The organism is Paraburkholderia sp. FT54, assembly GCF_031585635.1.
Classification (GTDB): Bacteria; Pseudomonadota; Gammaproteobacteria; order Burkholderiales; family Burkholderiaceae; genus Paraburkholderia.
In genome coordinates this window covers 1,200,584-1,218,989 of the sequence record NZ_CP134195.1, presented here as the reverse complement: position 1 = coordinate 1,218,989, position 18,406 = coordinate 1,200,584, and the positions used below count along the sequence as shown (strand labels likewise).

Genomic DNA, 18,406 nt, shown 5'->3' with positions numbered 1-18,406 from the left:
AGCGGTCATTTTAGTGCGCTCGTCGGTTATTTGTTTTCCGACCGCTACGGCATGGGCAGCGACACCTTTATCGATGTGCGCTCAGTTGCAGCCGCAATCGGGCATGCGGCCCCGGCCACGCGGCATGCGCGCGACGACGATCAGCCCGGCCGCGCCCAGCAGCAGCGCGCCCGCCGCCAGCCACAACGCCGGCGAAAACGATCCGGTCTGCTCGGCGATCGGCGCGGCAACCAGCGGGCCGACGATCTGACCGACGCCGTAAGCCGCCGTCGCGTAGCCCATCAGACCGGCAGCGTCGTCACCACGCAGGCGCCGGGCTTCGCGCATCGCGAACAGGGTGATCGCGGTGAACGGCAAGCCGATCAGGATGCTGCCGAATGAGAAACCGCCGGCTGTCGGCCAGATGATACCGAGGGCGATGCCGGATGCCTGGAGCACGTAGCAGCCGGCGAGCAGCGCGCGATTGTCCCAATGCGCCGGCAAACGCGCCGCCAGCAGCGCGCCGACGATCAGCGCCGCGCCGAACATCGGCCAGAACAGATCGGGCCATGATGAGCCCGGTAATGCGTGACGTGCGATGACTGGCAGGAACGTCGCGGTGATGATGTAGCCGAAACCGGGAATACCGTAGAGGAGGACGAGCCAGAAGGTGTCGGTGTGGTGGTGAACGGGGGCTGTGGTGGCGTGGCTGACTGCGCCTCGAGTTGCTGCGCTTTGGGCTGCGGCGCTTTGAGCTGCGGCGCTTTGAGCTGCTGCGCTTTGAGCTGCTGCGCTTTGAGCTGCGGCGCTTCTGGCTGCGGCGCGTTCCGTCTCGCCGAACTGGCGGGCGACACGTCGGCTCGTTGTGCCGACGCTCGCCTGGTCGCCACTACCGGAACCAACCATGCGAGCACTCAGACGTTTTCCCCCACCGCCGGATGCCGCGCCAAACACCGGCCAAACCGCAATCGACAGAACTGCGGCAATCAGCCCGAAACCGAGCCATCCCATCGTGGCCCCATACCCACCCGCCACGCTAACCAGCAGGCCCGTTCCGACGATGCCCACGCCCGGCCCCGTGTAGATCACTCCGTCCCACCCATGCGCACCGAGTTCGGCGAGCCGCCGCAAGCCCCACTGGGACGCGAAAACGAACGTCCAGGCACTGACCGCGCCGGCGATGAAACGTACCGTCGCCCAAATCCAGAACTGGTTCGTCACGCCCATCATCAGCGTCAGTAGCACCGTCGCGGCGAGCCCCGCGCGCACCATCCGCGCCGACTCGATCCGCAGTGCCGCGCACGTGACCGCGCCGACGAAATACCCCGCGTAATTAAACGACGCCAGCCAACCGCCATGCTGAATGTCGATCTGCGGCTGACCGAACGCGCCTCCGTGAAGCATCAGCGGCAAGAGCGGCGTGAACGCAAATCGCCCGATACCGAGCGCAACGGCCAAGGTAACCATGCAGGCCAGCGCCGCACTGCGGGCGGCGTGGCGTCCGGCGAAGCTGCCGGGAGCGGTGGATGCGAGGTCGTTCATGGGCGGGCGGCGATACGTGCGGTCAGTGGGTCAGATGGCTTGCATCCATAGTAGCTTGACCTTTCAATCACAAAAAATGAATAATTCGTATATCACTCATCTCCTAGAGAGAATCATGGATCTGGCTGCCTTGACCATTTTTCGCGCCGTCGTGCGGGAGAACGGCGTGACGCGCGCTGCCGCCAAGCTCAATCGCGTGCAATCGAACGTCACCACGCGCATCAAGCAGCTTGAAGAACAACTGGGTACCGACCTGTTCATCCGCGACGGCCGCCGTCTCGTGCTGACGCCCGCCGGCGAGACGCTGCTGCCCTACGCCGAGCGCCTGCTCGCGCTCGCGGACGAAGCGCGTCACGCGGTGCGCGAGGACCGGCCGAGCGGGCGGTTGCGTCTGGGCACGATGGAAAGCGTCGCGGCAACGCGCCTTCCCGCCCTGCTCGCGCGTTATCACCAGCAGTGGCCCGCCGTCGCGCTGGAACTCGAGATCGGCACGACCGGCAAGCTGATCGATCGAGTGCGTGAATTCGAAGTGGATGCCGCGCTGGTGGCGACGCCGCTGGACCGGGCTGCGCTCGGCGAATTATTCGAGTCGGTGCCGGTGTTCAGGGAAGAACTGGTGATGCTGACGCCGCGCGGGCATCGGCCGATTCGTGACGTTCGGGACATTGCGCTGTCGACGCTCATTGCGTTCGAACGTGGTTGCGCTTACCGGACCTACATCGAAAAGTGGTATCTGGAGCACGGCGTGAGGCCGGCGCGCGTGCTGGAGCTGGGCTCCTATCACGCGATTGTGGCTTGCGTGGCCGCCGGCGCGGGTGTCGCGGTGGCGCCGCGTTCGGTGCTGGATTTGCAGACCGACGCCAGCAATATCGCGGTGCACGAGCTGCCCGATATCGGGGTGATCGAAACACTGCTGTTGTGGCGACGCGGGCACTTTTCGTCCGCGCTGAATGCGTTGAAGCAGGCGCTGGTGATGCGGCAGGATGCCGTGAGTTTGCCCGAGGCCGCAACGGCTGCGGAAGGGGCGTCCTGATTTTTTGACGGTACAGACGAGGTGTAGCGCGGCGCTAATCCACAACCCGTCGCGCCAGCCCCTCAAAAAGACTTAGGCCACGCGAGACGCCCATACCCCTGGCGCCCCCCGCGTGGCCCAATCACATCAGAATCAAAGCTGGCCTTCGACCCAACCCTTGACGCCAGCCAGCGCCGCCGGCAGATTCGCCGGCTCGGTGCCGCCAGCCTGAGCCATATCCGGACGGCCGCCGCCCTTGCCGCCGACTTGCTGCGCCACGAAGTTGACCAGTTCGCCCGCCTTGACCTTCTTGCTCGCGTCCGCCGTGACGCCGGCGATCAGGCTCACCTTGCCGCCTTCCACCGAGGCCAGCACGATCGCCGCGCTCTTCAGCTTGTCCTTCAGCTTGTCGACGGTTTCGCGCAGCGTCTTGACGTCCGCGCCTTCGAGCGTAGCCGCCAGCACGTGCACGCCGCCCACTTCGATCGCCTGACCGGCCAGCTCGTCGCCCTGGCTCGACGCCATCTTCGACTTCAGCGCGCTTAGTTCCTTCTCAAGCGATTTCACCTGGTCCTGCACCTGCGTGATCCGCTGCGTCAGCTCAGACGGTTGCGCCTTCAACACAGCCGCGGCCGCATTGATACGCGCGTCGAGATCCTGCACGAAGCGCACGGCGTTGTCGCCCGTGATCGCTTCCACACGACGGATGCCCGCCGCCACACCGCCTTCCATCACGATCTTGAAGAGACCGATGTCGCCGGTGCGATGAACGTGCGTACCGCCGCACAATTCACGCGAGAAGCCCAGGTCGAGCACTCGCACTTCGTCGCCGTACTTTTCGCCGAACAGCGCCATCGCGCCGCCCTTCACCGCTTCGTCGAACGGCATGACGCGCACGATGCCCGGCGCGTTCGCCAGCACCTCGGCGTTGACGATTTCCTCGACGCGGCGGACCTGCTCGTCCGTCATCGGCGCGTTGTGCGCGAAGTCGAAACGGGTCTTGTCCGCGTCGACGAGCGAGCCCTTCTGCTGCACGTGCGACCCGAGCACTTCGCGCAACGCCTTGTGCATCAGGTGGGTGGCCGAGTGGTTGCGTTGCGTGCGGGCGCGGCGCACCGCGTCGATTTCCGCCTTGACGACGTCGCCCACCTTCAGCGTGCCCTGCTCGAGCGTGCCGTGATGACCGACTACGTCGGCCTGCACCTTCAGCGTATCGCTCACCGCGAAACGCACGCTCGCGTTGGCCAGCACGCCCTGGTCGCCGACCTGGCCACCCGACTCCGCGTAGAACGGCGTGTGGTCCAGCACGACGACAGCCTGCTGGCCGTGACTGACTTGCTGCACCGAGGCGCCGTCCACATACAACGCGACCACCTTCGCGTCGTCGAAGACGATTTCTTCGTAGCCGTGGAAGGTGGTCTTCGCGCCCGAGTATTCGAGGCCTTGCGCCATCTTGAACTTGCCCGCCGCGCGAGCCTGTTCGCGCTGACGCGCCATGGCTTCGTCGAAGGCGGCTTCGTCGACCGTCACTTCGCGCTCGCGGCACACGTCCGCCGTCAGATCCAGCGGGAAGCCGTACGTGTCGTGCAGCTTGAATGCGAGTTCGCCGTCGAGCGTCTTGCCGCCCCTGGCTTCGAGGTCGGCCAGCGCGCTCTCGAGAATCGACATGCCGTGCTCGATGGTCTCGAAGAAGCGCTCCTCTTCCTGACGCAGCACGTCGGTCACGCGTTGTTCGGCTTCCTTCAGTTCCGGGTACGCGCCGCCCATTTGCGCAACGAGGTCGGCCACCATACGATGGAAGAACGAACCCTTCTTGCCCAGCTTGTAGCCGTGGCGGATCGCACGGCGCACGATGCGGCGCAGCACATAGCCGCGGCCTTCGTTGCCCGGAATCACGCCGTCGACGATCAGGAACGAGCACGCGCGAATGTGATCCGCGATCACCTTCAGCGAGTTGTTGGTCAGATCGCTCACGCCGGTTTCGCGGCCGGCGGCCTTGATCAGCGCTTGGAACAGGTCGATCTCGTAGTTGCTGTGCACGTGCTGCAGCACGGCGGCGATACGCTCCAGACCCATGCCGGTGTCGACGCACTGCTTGGGCAGCGGCGTCATGTTGCCTTGCGCGTCGCGGCTGAACTGCATGAACACGAGATTCCAGATCTCGATGTAGCGGTCACCGTCTTCTTCCGGCGATCCCGGCGGGCCGCCCCACACGTCCGGACCGTGGTCGTAGAAGATTTCCGAGCACGGGCCGCACGGGCCCACGTCGGCCATCTGCCAGAAGTTGTCCGACGCGTAGCGCGCGCCCTTGTTGTCGCCGATGCGGATGATGCGCTCGACCGGCACGCCCACTTCCTTCGCCCAGATGTCGTGCGCTTCGTCGTCTTCGTGATAGACAGTGACCCACAGCTTGTCTTTCGGCAACTGGTACACGCCCGTGAGCAGTTCCCACGCGTAGTGGATCGCGTCGCGCTTGAAGTAGTCGCCGAACGAGAAGTTGCCCAGCATTTCGAAGAACGTGTGGTGACGCGCGGTGTAGCCGACGTTTTCCAGATCGTTATGCTTGCCGCCGGCGCGCACGCTGCGCTGCGCCGTCGTGGCGCGCGAATACGGGCGCGATTCCGCGCCGAGGAACACATCTTTGAACTGCACCATTCCCGAATTGGTGAAGAGCAGGGTCGGGTCGTTGCCGGGCACAAGGCTCGACGAGCGAACGATCGTATGGCCCTTCGATTCGAAGAACTTGAGGAATTTCTCGCGGATTTCGGCGGCTTTCATAGCGTGCGGGGGACGGGTTTGCCAGTTCCCTGGCTGTTACCGGCGGCATCGTGGGATGCGCCAACTGTTTGTTTCTTAAACGACTGATTATACGGGATCGGCGCCCGTGCGCGGCAGCGCGCGGCATGGTTGGCCGTTCGGCCAGGTTTGAGCGGGCAGCATGAGACATGGCGGGACTTTCCGGGGTCCGTCATTCGTCCTATGCCGTTCGGCCGACTGCGCCTGCGCGCGGGAATCGCTTAAGATTGCCTCCATCCCGCAGCGCCTCGTGCGCCGCCTTGGCTACAAAGAAGGAGACATCGAACAATATGGGCGCTCTCAGTCATATCCGCGTGCTGGATCTCACACGCGTGCTCGCCGGACCCTGGTGCGCGCAGACTCTCGCCGATTTCGGCGCCGACGTTATCAAGATCGAACGCCCCGAGGTCGGCGACGACACCCGCCACTGGGGGCCGCCGTACCTCAAGACGCCGCAAGGCGAAGACACGCGCGAGGCCGCGTATTACCTCGCGGCGAACCGCAACAAGCGCTCGGTCACCGTCGACATCGCCTCGCCAGAAGGCCAGCGGATCATTCGCGAACTGGCCGCGCAGAGCGACGTGGTGCTCGAGAACTACAAGGTCGGCCAACTGAAGAAGTACGGCCTGGACTACGCGTCGCTCAAGGAAGTGAAGCCCGACCTCATTTACTGCTCGGTGACCGGCTTCGGGCAGACCGGGCCGTATGCGCAGCGCGCCGGGTACGACTTCATCGTGCAAGGCATCGGCGGCTTCATGAGCATTACCGGTGAACGCGACGGCCAGCCGGGCGGCGGCCCGCAGAAGGCCGGCGTTGCGATCGCCGATCTCATGACCGGCATGTACTCGACCGTTGCCGTGCTCACCGCCCTCACCCACCGTGACCGGACGGGCGAAGGCCAGTACATCGACATGGCGCTGCTCGATGTGCAGGTGGCCATGCTCGCCAACATGAATTCGAACTACCTGGCAAGCGGCCAGCCGCCGGTGCGCTGGGGCAATGCGCACCAGAACATCGTGCCGTATCAGACCTTCCAGACGAGCGACGGCTGGATCATCGTCGCGGTCGGCAATGACGGCCAGTTCCGCAAGTTCGTCGAAGCGGGCTGCCGCCCGGAACTGGCGGACGACGAGCGCTTCGCCACCAACCCGGCGCGTGTGCGCAACCGCGACATCCTCGTGCCGATTCTCGCGGACATGGTCCGTCTTCAGGGCAAGCAGCAATGGATCGCCGCGCTCGAATCGACAGGTGTGCCGTGCGGACCGATCAACGATCTCGGCGAGGTATTCGAGAACGAGCAGGTGGTGGCGCGCGGGATGCGGGTGGATCTGCCGCATCCGTCGGGCGGCACGGTCAAGCTGGTGCGCAACCCGATCAATATGAGCGGCACGCCGCCTGAAGCACTGGCGCATCCGCCCACGCTCGGGGAACACACGGAGAGCATTTTGCGCGACGTGCTTGGCTATGACGAAGCGCGGATTGCGGCGTTGCGGGCGCGGTCGGTGATCTAGATCCGGCGGCGGCGCGCTGGTTGCGTTTAGCGCGCGCCATTCAGCGACGGTTTGACGCGGCGAACGACTCCAGCCACTCGCGCCCTTCGTCCCAATCACCCAGGCCGCTATCCGCATTGATATGGCCGCGCGGGCCGAGATCGATCCAGCGGCTGCCCCACGCGTTCGCACAAGTCTGTGAAAACGTCACGCCGCCGTAGGGATCGTCGCCGCTGGCCACGACAATGGTCGGGAACGGCAACCGCTCGAGCGGCACAGGTGCAAAACCGCTTGCGTCCCGCGGAAAATGCGCCTCGGCGGGATCGGGCAGCGCGACCAGCAATGCGCCCGCCACCTTCGCCAGCTGCGTCGCGCTCGCGTAGCGCGACGCCCAGAAAGCCGTCGTCAGGCAACCGAGGCTGTGCGCGGCGAACACCACGGGCGCTTCGGCGGCGGCTACGGCGGCATCGAGCGTGCGGCACCAGGCGTCGCGCTCAGGGTGGTCCCAGTCCGGCATCGGCACGCGTACGAATGCCGGGTTCAGTGCTTCCCAGCGCGTCTGCCAATGGCCGGCGCCGGAGTTCTGGTAGCCTGGCAGCACCAATGTGCTCAGTCGTTCTTGTCCGCTCATCGCTTTCCCCGTCGTTGGTCGTTTATTTGCCGTTTGTTGTCTTTGCTCTGCTCGCCGCCGAGCCTCGTCAGTGCATCACGCGCCCCACGCCCACGCCGCGTGGATCCGCCGCGGGCTCGGGCGTCGTGCCCTCGATGCGGATCATCTGCACGTCGCCGTTGAACGACTGGCCCTCGAGCGTGTAACCCTTGGCTTGCAGTTGCTCGGCCAGCTCACCTGTGATCGGCCGGTACGGCTCGAAATAGATCGTCTTCTGCGGCAGCAACTGGTGGTGGAAACGCATGGCGGCGAGCGCGTCGGTGGGCGACATGTTGAAATCATACAGATCGGTCATCACCTGGAAAATCGATGTCAGGATGCGCGAGCCGCCGGGCGTGCCGATCACGAGCGACACCTTGTTGTCCTTCAGCAAAATCGTGGGAGTCATCGAGGACAGTGGACGGCGCCCCGGCGCCACCGTGTTCACTTCAGCGCTGCTCGCGCCGGCGGGCTTGGTGACGAAGTCGTCCATCGCGTCGTTCAGCAGAAAGCCGCCGCCGTCAACCACCACGCCCGAACCGAAGTCCCCGTTCAGCGTGTAGGTGTTCGACACGGCATTGCCCCACTTGTCGACCACCGAGAAATGCGTGGTTTGCGCTTTCTCCAGCGCTGCGTCGCCGAGGCCCGGCTTCACCGGCGCCACGCCCGGCACTGCGTCGGGTTTGATTTCGTCGGCGCGCTGCGCGAGGTAGGCGTCGTCGGTCAGTTTGCCGACCGGCACCTTGTATGCATCGGGATCGCCCAGGTATTGCTGGCGATCGGCGAACACGCGGTCCTCGATCTGCGCGACCAGCTGGATGTACGGCACGGAGTTCAGCTCAAGCCCATCGAACGCCTGCTTCAGATCGGCTTTCATCTTCAGCATCTGGATCAGCCCGACGCCGCCCGAACTCGGCGGCGGCGCGGTGACGACCTGATAGCCGTTCCAGTCGGCCGTGAGCGGCTGGCGCCAGACGGCCTTGTATTGAATCAGGTCCTGCTTCGTGATCAGACCGTGGCCGTACATCTGCTGGGCGATCAGGTCCGCGGTGCGGCCCTCGTAGAACTCGCGCCCGCCATCGCTCGCAATGCGCGACAGCGTCTGTGCGAGTTCAGGCTGCCGGTACGTCACGCCCGCCTTGAGATTGGAAAAGTAGGCGTCGAAGTTGGTCTTGCCGGCGAAGCTCTTCGCCGCCGCGTCGTGGCGCTGCTGCAACCACGGCTCGACCTGGAAACCGTCGGTAGCATAGTGGATCGCGGGCGCCAGCACTTGCTTCCATTTCAGCTTGCCGAAGCGCTGCTGCGCCTGCCACATGCCCTCGACCGTGCCCGGCACGCCCACCGCGCGATGCCCGACGGCGCTCATGCCCGGCAGCAGGTTGCCCTTGTCGTCGAGGTACATGTCGCGGGTCGCCTGTTGCGGCGCACGTTCGCGATAGTCGAGAAAGTACGGCTTGCCGTCCATGAACACGGTCATGAAGCCGCCGCCGCCCAGGTTGCCCGCATCCGGCGCGGTCACGGCCAGGGTGAAAGCGATGGCGACGGCAGCATCCACCGCGTTGCCGCCGGCGGCGAAGATCTGCTGCGCCGTGTCCGCGCTGTAGCGGTCCGGCACGGCCACCGCCGATGCGTCGAACACGGCCTTGGGCGGTGGCGTTTTCGCGAGCGCGTGCATGGGCGCGACGATGCCGCCGGTGAATGCGGCAAGCATGGCGGACACCGTCAGGATCCGGGCCAAACAAAGAGAAGTGAAAGGCGCGCGAGGCGCGCCGTGCGTCGGGACGGACATCCGAGAAACTCCGGCAACTAAGGGCGCCATGGTGCACGAACGGCAGAAGCTCGTGCAAGGCGACAAAGGGCGGTGCGGCCTGCGTGGACGGCTGCGACGAGTGCATGCGCTGCGCGTCGTGGCGCAAGCTGCACTGCCCCGGGAAAATATCGGGCGGCGGACACGTGGGGCGAGAAGGGACGGCCAATGCATCTCGCATGCACGGCAATGTCGCGCTCGCAGCGGGCTCATGTTCCGCGATAAGCGGCCTGGCGCCGCGCGACACGGCCTGAACGCGGGTGCATACGGTTCATTGCGGCGCCGCAAACTCCACGCAAAATTACCACGCAGCCTTCGCGGACGAACCCGCGCCGCCCGCATCCTAAGTCGACGGCGGGTGCGCCAACAAAACGTTTTACCTCCTGTTACAGCACCGCCCTCGCCCCTGCATCGGCGCCGAAACCGCTCAAACGTTGGCTGCACGCCGCACTCGCCTGCCGCGACGGGACGCGTCAGGTAGAATTGTCGGATAAGAGGGCGCATTGCGCGCCCCCGACAGACTTTCACCTTCTCGCATGAATACCGAACGCAACGACGCGCCAGCGGCATCCAATTTCATCCGCAACATCATTGACGACGACAACCGTACCGGCAAGTGGGGCCAGCGCGTCGAAACGCGCTTCCCGCCCGAGCCGAACGGCTATCTGCATATCGGTCACGCCAAGAGCATCTGCCTGAACTTCGGCGTGGCGCGCAGCTACGGCGGCGTGTGCCATCTGCGCTTTGACGACACCAATCCGGAAAAGGAAAGCGTCGAATACGTCGACTCGATCATCGACGCCGTGCGCTGGCTCGGCTTCGAGTGGGAAAAAGGCGGCAAGTCAGAGCTTTACTACGCGAGCGACTACTACGACAAGCTGTACGAGTTCGCCGAACTGCTGATCGAACGCGGCAAGGCCTACGTGGACAGCCAGTCGGCCGAAGAAATGCGCGCGAACCGCGGCTCGGCTACGGAAGTCGGCACGCCGTCGCGCTTCCGCGAGCGGTCGGTGCAGGAGAACCTCGACCTGTTCCGCCGCATGAAGGCCGGCGAGTTCCAGGAAGGCGAGCACGTGCTGCGCGCGAAGATCGACATGTCGTCGCCGAACTTCAATATGCGCGACCCGGTGATCTACCGCATTCGCTTCGCCCATCACTACCGTACCGGCGACAAGTGGTGCGTGTACCCGATGTACGACTACACGCATTGCATCTCGGACGCGCTGGAAAACATCACGCATTCGCTGTGCACGCTGGAGTTCGAGGACCATCGTCCGCTGTACGACTGGATTCTGAACGAGCTCGCCGAGGCCGGCATTTTCACGCGCCCGCTGCCGCAGCAAATCGAATTCTCGCGCCTGAACCTGACCTATGCGATCACCAGCAAGCGCAAGCTGCTGCAACTCGTGACGGAAGGCCATGTGGACGGCTGGGACGATCCGCGTATGCCGACCATCGTCGGCGTGCGCCGGCGCGGCTTCACGCCGGAAGCGATCCAGTTGTTCTGCGAACGCATCGGCGTGACCAAGGTCGATTCGTGGATCGACATGAGCGTGTTCGAAGGCGCGCTGCGCGACGATCTGGACGACAAGGCGCCGCGCACGGCTGCCGTGCTCGATCCGGTCAAGCTGATCATCGACAACTTTCCCGAAGGCGTGAGCGAGCCGTGCAATGCGCCGGTCCATCCGCACCATCCGGAAATGGGCGTGCGCGAGTTTCCAATTTCGCGCGAGCTGTGGATCGAACGCGACGACTACAACGAAACGCCGCCGAAGGGCTACTTCCGCCTGTTCCCGGGCAACAAGGTGCGCCTGCGTTACGGCTACGTGATCGAATGCGTCGGCGCGGACAAGGACGAGAACGGCAACATCGTCGCGGTCCATTGCAACTACTTCCCGGACAGCAAATCGGGCACCGAAGGCGCGAACAACTACAAGGTCAAGGGCAACATCCATTGGGTCAGCGCGGCAGGCGCCTGCCCGGCCGAAGTGCGCATCTATGACCGCCTGTTCAAGGAACCGCAACCGGACGCCGGCGGCCGCGATTTCCTCGAAGCGCTGAATCCGGATTCGAAGCGCGTGGTCAACGCCTACCTCGAACCGGGCGCGCGCGAAGCGCTGCCGGAACAGCGCTATCAGTTCGAGCGCCACGGCTATTTCGTCGCCGACCGCGTCGATTCGAAGCCGGGTAAGCCCGTATTCAATCGCATCGTCAGTCTGCGCGACAGTTGGGGCAAGCCGGCGTAAGCTGGAACGCACCTTTTTGCAGCGCATCAGAAGTTGGACACGGCGTGCGTCTTGATCGAAAGATGCACGCCGTTTCGTTGCACCATGTTCCATCGACAGGGACGGCGCGGCATCCGCAAACGCCAGTCCGGGAGGTCCGATGAAAGTTGCAGCCCGCCGCAGGGCGAGTACTCGGGGCACAGCGAGAAGCACGGCGCACGCCGCGCGTTTCGGCCATGGCGCGCGTTGCGCGCTCGTCGCGCTGACCACATTCGGCGCGGCGTCGCTTGGCTGGTCTGCTCAGGCGGATGAACTCACCGGCACGCTGAAGAAAATTCACGACGACGGCGTGGTGGTGCTCGGCGTGCGCGAAGCGTCGATTCCTTTCTCCTACTTCGACGGCAAGGGCACGGTCGGCTACTCGCAGACCATCGCGCTGCAGATCGTCGACGAAATCAAGAAGACGCTCGGCATGCCGCAACTGAAGGTGCACGAGATCACGGTGACCTCGTCGAACCGCACGCCGATGTTGCTGAACAACCAGATCGATCTGGAATGCGGCTCGACTACGCACACGGTGGAACGCGAAAACGTGGCCGCCTTCTCGAACAGTTTCTTCCAGTACGCCGTGCGCATGATCGCGCGCAAGAACAGCGGCATCACGGATTTTTCGGATCTGGCCGGCAAAGCGGTCGTGACGACGGCGGGCACCTCGGATGAACGCCTGTTGCGCCGCCTGAATACCGACAAGCACCTGAACATGCGCATCACCAGCGCGCGGGATCATTCCGAGGCCTTTAACGCGCTCAAGGACGACCACGCCGTGGCCTTCGTGATGGACGAGCCGATCGTGTACGGTTTCAAATCGACCGATCCGCGCCCCGACGATTTCGTGGTGACCGGCACGCCGCTTGGCTACGAAGTCTACGCGTGCATGTTCCGCAAAGGCGACGAACCGTTTCGCACCCTCGTGAATGGCGTGATCACGCGTGGCCAGACTTCCGGCGAAGCGGAGCGTCTGTACAAGCAGTGGTTCACGCAACCCATTCCGCCGCACGGCATCAATCTGAATTTTCCGCTGTCGGAGCAGAATCGCGCGCTGTTTGCGCATCCAAACGACCGCGCGCTCGACTGAAGCGTTGGGCGGTCCACGCAGCCGCCAGACTCGCCGCCGCTATAACGACCGATGCAGTTCCGCGAGCGACAGCGTCGTCTCAAAGAGCCGGGTGAGGCTGCGGCTCGCATACTTCTCGACTTCGTCCGGCGCGGCCCAGCGGTAGGCGTCCATTTCGGGAATCAGCGTGCCGTCGGAGCGGCGCGGAAAGAGCGACGTGCAGGTGCACACGCTCAGATCGAGTTCGTCGACGGTGGCACGCGCGCCGAACAGATGCAGATCCTTGTCACGCCGGTAGACGAACAGGCCGAGATCTTTCAGACGCTCAGGCTCGATGGCAATACCGGTCTCCTCGACCATCTCACGCAGCGCCGTGATATGCGGCGCCTCGCCCTCTTCGCCGTGCCCTTTCGGAATGTCCCAGTGCGATGTTTCAGTGGCGTGCGCGAGCAGCACGCGGCCGTGCGGATCGAGCAAGACGATGCCGCACGAGATCACCCGCGCGCTCATCGCCGCACCTTTTCGAACGAACCCAAACACCCATCGACACGCGCACGCATACGCACACGCACGGCTTCGAGCCGCGCCGACTGCATACCGGCGCGCGCCGCGATCAAGACTTGCATGCTCAGTGCTTTTTCTGCAATTGCCAGGTGCCGCTGCCCTGCTTGCAGAACTGCGGGCGCAGGTTCATGGATTGCCCCTTGGCGCTCAGCACGACGCCGACGTCACGGCAGGTGCGATCGCCGTCCTTGGCCGTGCTGGCCATCGTGATTGCAGCGTCGATCTTCACGCTGTTGCCCGTGCCTTCGTTGACCCAGTTCGTGGTTTCGCCATCCTGCTTGTTGTTTAGTGCGGAGAAGACGGCCTTTTTGACGGAGTCGATGTCGCGCTGCTTCATGTAGCTGATCGGCGTGTCGTTCAGAAAACCGAGGTTCGCAGCTTGCGCGCCGATCGCACCACCCAGCAACAGGCTACCGGCGGTCAGTTGAAACAGGACACGGGTTCGCATCGACATGAAGGGTTCTCCTCGAAAGTGTTCGGCGGTCTCGAGCGCGCATGGCGCCTCGTGATCTGGACCCCAAAAGCATAGCATGTCCCCTTCGAAGGGACCGCGAGAAACAGCCGGGCCTGGCGCCAGAACAGCCTGCAACCGATAGCAACGCGGCGCGCGCCGTTCCTTGAACTACGCACGATCGGACAATGTAAGCGCCCTAATTTTAGGACACCTCCCATTCCGAGCAGCAGTGCCTATTCTTAAGATTGTTTGGTTGCGCTCCGCGCTAATCAGAATCTCAAGACGCCCCGCTATGCATACCTTATCGGCCCTGGAAATGTTTGCCATCGCGCTTGCATTGCTGTGTATCGCGCTCGTGCCAATCGCGATCCGCCGCGATCCGGGACTTGCGCGGCGCGTCGTGCGGATGGACGCATTGCCGCGCGCACGCTGGCCGAATCTGCTGACGCGCGTGGGCATCGCCTCTCTGCTGCTGTCGTTCGCTTTGCTGCTCATCGGCTGCTATTACCTCCTGGCAAGCGTCGGCAACTAACCTTGGCTTGAACAAACGGCTACGCCAGCAGCCATCGCATTGCCTCCCTCACCTCGCGGCCACTGAATTCGCCGCCCCGCTTCCCGCCTTATATCCGTCCGTCAGCGTATTCAGAAACGCGACCACGTCCTTGATTTCAGTTTCGTCCAAGGCCGGCTTGTCGCCCGGCTTGCGGTCGAACGGCGGATCCGTATTTAGATTGGCCCAGTACGACTGAGGCAAATCGTCGAACTTCCGGACCTTGCCTTTGACAACCGGATAGAACTTCTCCGGATTCGTGTCACGCTCGGCATAAAAGCGCACCACCTGATCGAGCGAATGATAAATGCCGTTGTGGAAGAAACTCTTCTTCAGGGCCACATTGCGCAGCGTCGGCGTGCGGAAGATCCCGCAAAACTCGGCGCGCCCCTTCAGATCCGTGCGCTCCGGTCCGCAGGCGCCGAGGTCGTAGAAATGCGGATCGCGATTCACCGGCAGCGCGCGATTGCGCGGCACGCCGATCGCGATCAGACCGAAATCGCTGAACTGCGGCGGCGCGCCGTCCATGGTGCGCTGGCTGATATGGCAGCTCGCACAATTGCCTTTTTTCTCGTCGTTGAAGAGTTGCAGGCCGCGCAGTTCGGCTTGTGTCAACTGTGCCTTGCCCGCCAGATACGCGTCGTACTTGCTGGTATACGGATAGAAGGTTTCCGGCGTCTGCTCGAAGGTTTCGAGCGCTTGCAGCACGGCTTTGAAGGTGGCGTCGTCGCTATCGAAAATGTGTGCGCCGAAGGCCGCGCGGAAAGCGTCGGCATAGGGCGCGGCCTTGACCGCCGCACTGACTTTGGCCGGCGTGCTGCCCATTTCAAACGACGACAGCAGCGGAATGCGCGCCTGGTCGCTGCCACGATCGACGCGGCCGTCCCAGGTCAAGCCGCCGGTCGGTCCCGCGTCCACGCTTTCGTCGCCTTCGTCATCGGACTCGTGATAGTGCTCGGCGAATGCGGGCACGGATTGCAGATACTTCAGCGTCGGCGCGGCGCGCATGCCGGTACGGTGCATGTCGTTGCCGCCGAGCTGCACCGACAACGCATTGGCCGGCGAAAACCCATGCTCCGGATTGTGGCACGACGCACAAGCGAGCTTGCCCGAACCTGAGAGCGACGCGTCGAAAAACAGTTGCTTGCCAAGCGCCGTCATTTGCCGTACGGATTCGTAGACCTGCGCACGGGACTGGCCCGCATCATGGGCGGCCATTTTCACGGCCGACGCCGCCGGCGGCGCAGCCGCGTGCGCCGCACCGGAGTCAGTGCCCGTGCTCGCCGCCGCAGTTGCGACGGCGCCCGTCCCCGGCGCACCCGCATCGCACGCGGCGAGCGTCAAGGTCATGGCCGTCAGCGCAACCGCCGCCCCGCGCCGCGCGCACGTCGTCGCGAGCCCGGCGCCATGCCGCGCCCCGACCCGAGCCATGATTTTCCGAATCCCCGTCAGACCTGGCCGCATATGAAAAATGTGAGTTTGCGATTGGTGAAGTCCGCGAGCGTATTTCATTCCCATGTCGTTTAAAAGACATGAAGCCGACGATATTTCCATATCAGAAGCAATTCGTAATTAATTACATCTTTCTGTCAAATTGCCTTGCCAAACTTTCGCCCGCGGTCATCCGTGTAAGGAGCGCACGAGACCCGTCCCCAACGCGAGAGAGAGAAACCACATTAAATGAACAAGAAACTGATCTGCGCGACGCCTATCGCAATCGCAGCAGCGTTGAGCCTGTATGCGTGCGGCGGTGACAAAGTCAACGAACCGGACATCACGTCAATCAAGAACGTCGTGGTGATCTACGCGGAAAACCGCAGCTTCGACAACCTGTACGGCAACTTCCCGGGCGCCAACGGTCTGCAGAACGTGACGGCCGCGAGCGCCAGCCAGGTGGACCGCAACGGCACGCCGCTCGCGACGCTGCCGCAGGTGTGGAACGGTCTGACGCAAACCGGCGTGACGCCGGTGGTCACGCAAGCGATGACGGCGAATCTGCCGAACAGCCCATTCGCCATCGACGATCCCAAGGGTTTCAACACGCCGATCACGGCCACGACGCGCGACCTGTACCACCGCTTCTACGAGAACCAGATGCAGATCAACGGCGGCAAGAACGACAGGTTCGCCGCATGGGCGGATTCGGGCGGCCTCGTGATGGGCCACTACACACTCGACGCCGACAAGCTGCCGCTGTGGAAGATCGCCCAGCAGTACACGCTCGCCGACAACTTCTTCATGGGCGCGTTCGGCGGCTCGTTCCTGAACCACCAGTGGCTGATCTGCGCGTGTACGCCGACGTATCCGAACGCGGACAAGAGCGTGGCGGCCGGCTCGATCTCGTCGGTGGAAAGCGACGGCGTCACGCTGAAGCTTGCCTCCAACTCGCCGGCTTCGGCATTGAGCGGCCCGCCCAAGTACGCGAATTCGGGCAACCTCACGCCTGACTTCTACGCGATCAACACGATGCAGCCGGCGTATCAGCCGAGCGGCAACAAGGCGGCGACGGGCGGCGACCTGAATTTCGCCGATCCGGCTCAAGCCACCACGCTGCCGGCGCAAACGCAGCAGCACATCGGCGATCTGCTGAACAACGCGAAGGTGTCGTGGGCATGGTACGGCGGCGCGTGGGGCGCGGCGGTGTCGGCGGCGCAAAACGGCACGTCGAATGTGATTTACGGTGCGAATCTGACGGCGCCGAACTTTCAGCCGCATCATCAGCCGTTCAACTATTTCGCCGATCTCGCACCGGGCACCGCGAACCGCTCGCAGCATTTGCTCGACGGCGGCCTGGCCGGCTCGGAGTTCATCAAGGCGATCGACAACGGCACGCTGCCGCAAGTGTCGTTCTACAAGCCGCAGGGCAACCTGAACGAACATGCGGGTTATACCGACGTGGCGTCGGGCGACCAGCACATCGCGGACGTGATCTCGCATCTGCAGAAGAGCCCGCAGTGGAACAACATGGTGGTGGTCGTGACGTACGACGAAAACGGCGGCTTCTGGGATCACGTGTCGCCGCCGAAGGCCGACCGCTGGGGTCCGGGCACGCGCATTCCGGCGCTGATCATCTCGCCGTTCGCGAAGAAGGGTTTTGTCGATCATACGCAGTACGACACCACGTCGATCCTGCGTTTCATCACGCACCGCTTCTCGCTGCCGACGCTGCCGGGTATCGCGGCGCGCGACGCGGCGCTGGTGAGCAACGGCAGCAAGCCGATGGGCGACCTCACGGCTGCGTTGAACATCAAGCAGTGAGCGAAAGGCGAATCTCGTTCGAGATCGGACGGAAGACGTTAAGCGGTAAGCAACGGTTCGCCTGAGGGCGAGACTTTGACGGGACAGCTTCGGCTGCCCTTTTTTATGTCTGCCCTGGAGTCCGACGCGTTTTCATGAGCGGCGTATGCTTCGACCCATGACGCGATCGTCTCGTCGATAGCGGCTCGATACTCTGCGCCACACGTTGCAGGTTTGTCCACTCATTCAGGAGTTCGACAGCATGACTGAAAAAACCATCAAGGTGCCCGGTCCCGATCATCCGATCACGGTCGAGGCGGCCAAAGCGCGCGTGGTCGTGACCGTCGCCGGCAAGGTGATTGCGGATACGGTCAAGGCGCTCATGCTGCGCGAAGCCTCGTATCCGCCGGTGTATTACATTCCGCGCAACGACGTCGAGATGTCGCTGCTGGAGCGCACCGATCACACGACGTACTGCCCGTACAAGGGCGATTGCGCGTACTACAGCATTCCCCTTGGCGGCGAGCGGACAGTTAATGCGGTGTGGACTTACGAGTCGCCGTATGCGGCGGTGAAGGAGATCGCGCAACATCTGGCGTTCTATCCGAACCGTGTGGACTCTATTGATGTGAAACCGGCCGAGTGACAATCGCATGGCACGGAGGAAGCAGTATGCGACCCGTGCCGCCGCACGCCGCGCCGCGTTGTGTTGCGCGGCGTGCGCTCGAGTTCACGCATCTGTTGGCGCAGGATGGCGATCTACTCAATACAGGCGCACGGTCTTCACATCGAAACCTGTTGGACTGGTCCGGTCAGCAGTTTCAATCAGGTCGGGATATCGTTGAACGCTTTCCTCAATCTGCTGCTGACGGTTGTCGAACTTGCCCGACGTGTAGCTCCTGTCACGGCTGTTTACGGCCTTGAACTTGCTGCCGTCGATGGCCACCATGTCGCCGGATAGCAGCTTCAGTCCGTGGAGCTTTCGCC

14 protein-coding genes and 1 pseudogene are annotated in these 18,406 nt (G+C 63.7%); 7 read left to right on the top strand and 8 right to left on the bottom strand.

Annotated elements, in window-relative coordinates:
- Positions 1–81: 81 nt before the first annotated feature.
- Complete coding sequence (locus RI103_RS05695) at positions 82–1,521, bottom strand: YbfB/YjiJ family MFS transporter (RefSeq protein WP_310814402.1); 1,440 nt, start codon at positions 1,519–1,521, stop codon at positions 82–84.
- A gap of 115 nt (positions 1,522–1,636) precedes the next feature.
- Between RI103_RS05695 and RI103_RS05690 the strand changes: the two genes are divergently transcribed.
- Positions 1,637–2,554: a LysR substrate-binding domain-containing protein gene (locus RI103_RS05690; RefSeq protein ID WP_310814401.1), complete on the top strand. Its 918-nt coding sequence runs from the start codon at positions 1,637–1,639 to the stop codon at positions 2,552–2,554.
- 132 nt (positions 2,555–2,686) lie between these two features.
- On the opposite strand, the gene alaS is transcribed toward RI103_RS05690, so the two are convergent.
- Complete coding sequence (gene alaS, locus RI103_RS05685) at positions 2,687–5,311, bottom strand: alanine--tRNA ligase (protein ID WP_310814400.1); 2,625 nt, start codon at positions 5,309–5,311, stop codon at positions 2,687–2,689.
- Positions 5,312–5,619: 308 nt separating this feature from the next.
- Here alaS and RI103_RS05680 point away from each other — a divergent pair, with 308 nt between their 5' ends.
- Entirely contained in the window at positions 5,620–6,840 is a 1,221-nt protein-coding gene (locus RI103_RS05680) for a CaiB/BaiF CoA-transferase family protein (protein ID WP_310814399.1), read from the top strand.
- Between the two features lie 40 nt (positions 6,841–6,880).
- Here the strand turns inward: RI103_RS05680 and RI103_RS05675 are convergent, their stop codons facing one another.
- Entirely contained in the window at positions 6,881–7,450 is a 570-nt protein-coding gene (locus RI103_RS05675) for an alpha/beta hydrolase (RefSeq protein WP_310814398.1), read from the bottom strand.
- A 67-nt stretch (positions 7,451–7,517) separates the two neighbouring features.
- Positions 7,518–9,257 carry a gamma-glutamyltransferase gene (gene ggt, locus RI103_RS05670; RefSeq protein WP_310814397.1) on the bottom strand — a complete coding sequence of 580 codons (1,740 nt, stop codon included), beginning with the start codon at positions 9,255–9,257 and terminating at the stop codon, positions 7,518–7,520.
- 554 nt (positions 9,258–9,811) lie between these two features.
- Here ggt and RI103_RS05665 point away from each other — a divergent pair.
- Together RI103_RS05665 and RI103_RS05660 are read left to right on the top strand one after the other, a co-directional pair.
- Complete coding sequence (locus tag RI103_RS05665) at positions 9,812–11,521, top strand: glutamine--tRNA ligase/YqeY domain fusion protein (protein WP_310814396.1); 1,710 nt, start codon at positions 9,812–9,814, stop codon at positions 11,519–11,521.
- 139 nt (positions 11,522–11,660) lie between these two features.
- Entirely contained in the window at positions 11,661–12,635 is a 975-nt protein-coding gene (locus tag RI103_RS05660; protein ID WP_310814395.1) for a transporter substrate-binding domain-containing protein, read from the top strand.
- Positions 12,636–12,674: 39 nt separating this feature from the next.
- Here RI103_RS05660 and RI103_RS05655 read toward each other — a convergent pair whose 3' ends face one another.
- Together RI103_RS05655 and RI103_RS05650 are read right to left on the bottom strand one after the other, a co-directional pair.
- Positions 12,675–13,124 (bottom strand): NUDIX domain-containing protein, encoded by a 450-nt coding sequence (locus RI103_RS05655; protein WP_310814394.1) that lies wholly within the window; start codon positions 13,122–13,124, stop codon positions 12,675–12,677.
- A 118-nt stretch (positions 13,125–13,242) separates the two neighbouring features.
- A complete protein-coding gene (locus RI103_RS05650; RefSeq protein ID WP_310814393.1) occupies positions 13,243–13,632 on the bottom strand; it encodes an RT0821/Lpp0805 family surface protein in 390 nt (129 codons plus the stop codon).
- A gap of 292 nt (positions 13,633–13,924) precedes the next feature.
- Here RI103_RS05650 and RI103_RS05645 point away from each other — a divergent pair, with 292 nt between their 5' ends.
- Positions 13,925–14,164, top strand: a complete 240-nt coding sequence (locus tag RI103_RS05645) for a hypothetical protein (RefSeq protein WP_310814392.1) — start codon at positions 13,925–13,927, stop codon at positions 14,162–14,164.
- Positions 14,165–14,212: 48 nt separating this feature from the next.
- On the opposite strand, the gene RI103_RS05640 is transcribed toward RI103_RS05645, so the two are convergent.
- Positions 14,213–15,613, bottom strand: a complete 1,401-nt coding sequence (locus RI103_RS05640; protein WP_310814391.1) for a cytochrome c peroxidase — start codon at positions 15,611–15,613, stop codon at positions 14,213–14,215.
- Between the two features lie 249 nt (positions 15,614–15,862).
- On the opposite strand from RI103_RS05640, the gene RI103_RS05635 reads away from it, so the two are divergent.
- Positions 15,863–17,440, top strand: a complete 1,578-nt coding sequence (locus RI103_RS05635) for an acid phosphatase (RefSeq protein WP_310814390.1) — start codon at positions 15,863–15,865, stop codon at positions 17,438–17,440.
- A gap of 241 nt (positions 17,441–17,681) precedes the next feature.
- Positions 17,682–18,065 carry a DUF427 domain-containing protein gene (locus tag RI103_RS05630; protein WP_310814389.1) on the top strand — a complete coding sequence of 128 codons (384 nt, stop codon included), beginning with the start codon at positions 17,682–17,684 and terminating at the stop codon, positions 18,063–18,065.
- Between the two features lie 116 nt (positions 18,066–18,181).
- Here RI103_RS05630 and RI103_RS05625 read toward each other — a convergent pair.
- Positions 18,182–18,398: pseudogene (locus RI103_RS05625) on the bottom strand (IS5/IS1182 family transposase); the annotation flags it as partial.
- Positions 18,399–18,406 lie beyond the last annotated feature (8 nt).